General features: G+C 73.2%; 2 protein-coding genes. Both read left to right on the forward strand.

The genetic code is table 11. The features are described 5' to 3' along the window. A partial coding sequence (locus EES42_RS45430) for an SDR family NAD(P)-dependent oxidoreductase (RefSeq protein ID WP_164495573.1) occupies window positions 1-2,337 on the forward strand: 2,337 nt, incomplete at its 5' end. A gap of 25 nt (window positions 2,338-2,362) precedes the next feature. Then, window positions 2,363-4,113, forward strand: a 1,751-nt coding sequence (locus tag EES42_RS43075; RefSeq protein WP_164495574.1) for a type I polyketide synthase, incomplete at its 3' end; no start/stop codon positions are given.

Below are 4,113 nucleotides of genomic sequence, written 5' to 3' on the forward strand. Positions count from 1 at the left end.
CGACAGCGCTACTGGCCCGAGACCACGGACACCCCCGCACCCGAGCAGAGCGGGATGGCTCCGCACGAGGCGGAGTTCTGGCAGGCCGTCGAGAGCGAGGACCTGGACGCCCTGATGGGCACCCTGGACAAGGCCGAGGCGGAGCCGCTGCGCGCGGTCCTGCCGGCCCTCGCCTCCTGGCGGCGCAACAGCCGCGACAGCTCCACCATCGACGGCTGGCGCTACCGCGTCGACTGGAAGCCGCTGCCGAAGGCCAAGTCGGCCGAACTGTCCGGCACATGGATCGTCCTGGTTCCCGAGGTGCTGCGGGACGACGCCTCGGTCTCCGCCTGCGGCCGTGCCTTGGCCGGGCACGGCGCCGACGTCGTGACCCTGGCGGTGTCCTCCGCCGACGCCGGACGCAAGGCGTTCGCCGGGCTTCTCGGTGAACTCCTGGAGGGGAACCGCACGGAGAACGGCACGGAGAACGGCACAGGGAACCGTACGGAAAACCCCACAGTGGACCCGTCCCGCATCGGCGGCGTGCTGTCCTTCCTCGGCGCGGACGAAGCGCCCGACCCGGCACACCCCGCGGTTCCCGCCGGCGTCACGTCGACGCTCGCGCTGGTGCAGGCCCTCGACGACGTGGAGCTCCAGGCGCCCTTGTGGTGCGCCACCATGGGCGCCGTCCAGGTCGGCACCGCGGACCGCACGGTGAGCGTGGCGCAGGCCCAGGTCTGGGGCGTCGGACGAGTCGCCTGCCTGGAGCGCCCCGGAAACTGGGGCGGTCTCGTCGACCTGCCGGCCGGCGGGGTCGACGCCAGGATCGCCGACAGCTTGTGCGGAATCCTCGCGGGGCGGACGGCGGAGGCATCCGGACCGGGCACCGGCGACACCGGAGGCACGGGCGAGGACCAGATCGCGGTGCGCTCGGCCGGTGCGTTCGGCCGCCGCCTCGTCCGCGCCCCGCTGAACGGAGCGCCCGCCGTACGCCCGTGGAGCCCCGAGGGCACCGTACTGATCACCGGCGGCACCGGCGCCCTGGGCGGCCACGTCGCCCGCTGGCTGGCGGGACGGGGAGCTGAACGGCTCGTCCTGACCAGCCGCAGGGGCGCCGAGGCCCCCGGAGCGGCCGAGCTGGAGGCGGAGCTGACGGGGCTCGGCGCCAAGGTGACGGTGGAGGCCTGCGATGTCGCCGACCGCGACCAAGTGGCCGCGCTGATCGAGAGGCTGAACACCGAGGGTGACCCCGTGCGCGCGGTCGTGCACACGGCGGGCGTCAGCGACAGCGCCGCTCTGGCCGACACCGAACCAGCAGCGTTCGCCGACGTCCTCGCGGGCAAGACGGCGGGCGCCGCCCACCTCGACGAACTGCTCGGCGGGACGGTGGACGCGTTCGTGGTGTTCTCTTCCATCGCCGGAGTGTGGGGCAGCGCCCGGCAGGCCGGGTACGCGGCGGCGAACGCGGCGCTGGACGCGCTCGCCCTGCGCCGCCGCGCCCGAGGCTGGGCCGCCACATCCGTGGCGTGGGGCCAGTGGGCCGACGGCGGCATGGCCGCCGGCGACACCGGCGAGCAGCTGACCCGTCTCGGCCTGGCACCGATGGCGCCCCGCCTCGCGATCACCGCGCTGCAGCAGGCCATCGAGCACGACGAGGCGCCGGTGGTCGCGGTCGACGTGGACTGGCCGCGATTTGCCACGGCCTTCACGACCCTGCGGCCGAGCCCGCTGATCGGCGACCTGCCCGAGGTGCGGGCGGCGCTCGCACCCGAAGAGGACGAGGCGGACGGCGCGTCCGCGTTCACCGGTGCCGACCGCGCCGAGACGCTGCGGCAGAACCTCCTCGAACTTTCCGGACTTGAGCAGGAACACCTGCTCCTGGAACTCGTGCAGGAGCGGGCGGCGACCGTGCTGCGGCTCGCCGCACCCACCGACGTACGGTCCGACCGGGCGTTCCGCACCCTCGGGTTCGACTCCCTGACCGCGGTGGAGCTGCGCAACCAACTGGGCGAGGCGACGGGCCTGCGGCTTCCGGCCGCGCTGGTCTTCGACCACCCGACGCCCACGGCACTGGTCACGTACCTGCGGAGCAAGCTGCTCCCCGAGGGGGTCGGGACGGGCACCGACGGCGGCCCCGGCGGCCATGACGACCTGGACGAGGCCGCCGTCCGTGGCGCACTGGCGACAGTGCCGCTTGACCAACTCAGGGCCGCCGGAGTGCTGGACACCCTGCTGAAGCTCGCGGACCGGCGCGGTGGGGCGCAAACCCCTCCGCCCGCGGGCGACGAGACCGAGTCGATCGACGAGATGGACGCCGAGAGCCTGATCCAGATGGCGTTGGGCGACGGCGAATCCTGATGATGCGTGAAGTGTGGAGTGCATGATGGCTAGTTCGGCTGACAAGGTTCTCGAAGCGCTGCGCGCGTCGCTCAAAGAGGTCGACCGGTTGCGGCGGGAGAACACCCAGCTCACCGATGCGGCGCGCGAACCGATCGCGATCACCGGGATGAGCTGCCGCTACCCGGGCGGGGTGACGAGCCCCGAGGGCCTGTGGAACCTGGTCGCGTCCGGGACCGACGCGGTGAACGGGTTCCCGACCGACCGCGGCTGGGACCTGGAGCGACTCTACGAGGAGGCCCACGACAACGCGGTCACCTTCGAGGGCGGCTTCGTCGACGGGGTCACGGACTTCGACGCGGGCTTCTTCGGGATCTCGCCGCGCGAGGCGCTGGCGATGGACCCGCAGCAGCGTGTGCTCCTGGAGGAGTCCTGGAAGGCCCTGGAGCGGGCAGGAATCGCCCCCTCGTCGTTGCGCGGCACCGCGACCGGCGTCTTCGTCGGAGCCCAGTCGTCCGGGTACGAGACGAGCCTGCGGCAGTCGAACGAGAACGTCGCGGGCTACTACGTCACCGGCACCGCAGGAAGCGTCGTCTCCGGACGGGTCTCCTACACCCTGGGCCTGGAGGGCCCGGCCGTGACGATCGACACGGCGTGCTCGTCGTCGCTGGTCGCCCTCCACCAGGCGGTGCAGGCACTGCGCCAGCGCGAGTGCACCCTCGCGCTGGCCGCAGGTGTGACCGTGATGAACAACCCCGGCGCGTACGCGGAGTTCAGCCAGCAGGGCGGCCTCGCGGCGGACGGCCGCTGCAAGTCCTTCGCGGCCGCCGCCGACGGCACCGGCTGGGCCGAGGGCGTGGGTGTCCTGGTGGTGGAGCGGCTCTCCGACGCCCTCCGCAACGGACGCGAGATCCTCGCGGTGATCCGCGGCTCGGCCGTGAACCAGGACGGCGCCAGCAACGGCCTGACCGCGCCGAACGGCCCCTCGCAGCGGCGGGTCATCCGGGCCGCGCTGGCCAACGCCGGCCTCTCGCCCGTGCAGATCGACGCCGTGGAGGCACACGGCACCGGCACCGTCCTCGGTGACCCCATCGAGGCCCAGGCCGTCGTGGAGACGTACGGCCAGGACAGGCCGGAGGGCAGACCGCTGTTCCTCGGCTCGATGAAGTCCAACTTCGGTCACGCGCAGGCTGCCTCGGGCGTCGCCGGTGTGATCAAGATGGTGATGGCGCTGCGGCACGCGGCCCTGCCCCGCACCCTCCACGTCGACGAGCCGACGCCGCACGTGGACTGGTCGGCCGGGTCCGTCGAGCTGCTGACCCAGCCGGTGGAGTGGCCGGAGACCGGGCAGCCGCGCCGCGCGGGCATCTCCTCCTTCGGCGTGAGCGGCACGAACGCGCACGTCATCGTCGAGCAGGCGCCCGCGCGCGAGGACGGACCCGCCGCCGACGGGTCCGGGCAGAACCGGACCCTGCCGATCGTCCCCTGGCTCGTCTCGGGCGCGACCGGCGAGGCGCTCAAGGCACAGGCGAGCGAACTCCTCGCCCACCTGGACAACGTCACCGCACACGAGTCCGGCGCCCTGGACGTCGGCTACTCGCTCGCCACGGGACGCGCCGCCCTGGAACACCGCGCGGTGATCCTCGCCGACGGGCGTACCGGACTCGTCGACGGCGTACGCGAGTTGAGTACCCTCGGCAACAGCCCGGCAGTGGTGCGCGGAGTGGCGGCACCCGGACGCCTGGCCGTGCTGTTCTCGGGCCAGGGATCCCAACGGGCCGGTATGGGCCGGGAGTT

The organism is Streptomyces sp. ADI95-17, assembly GCF_003846175.1.
GTDB lineage: Bacteria > Actinomycetota > Actinomycetes > Streptomycetales > Streptomycetaceae > Streptomyces > Streptomyces sanglieri.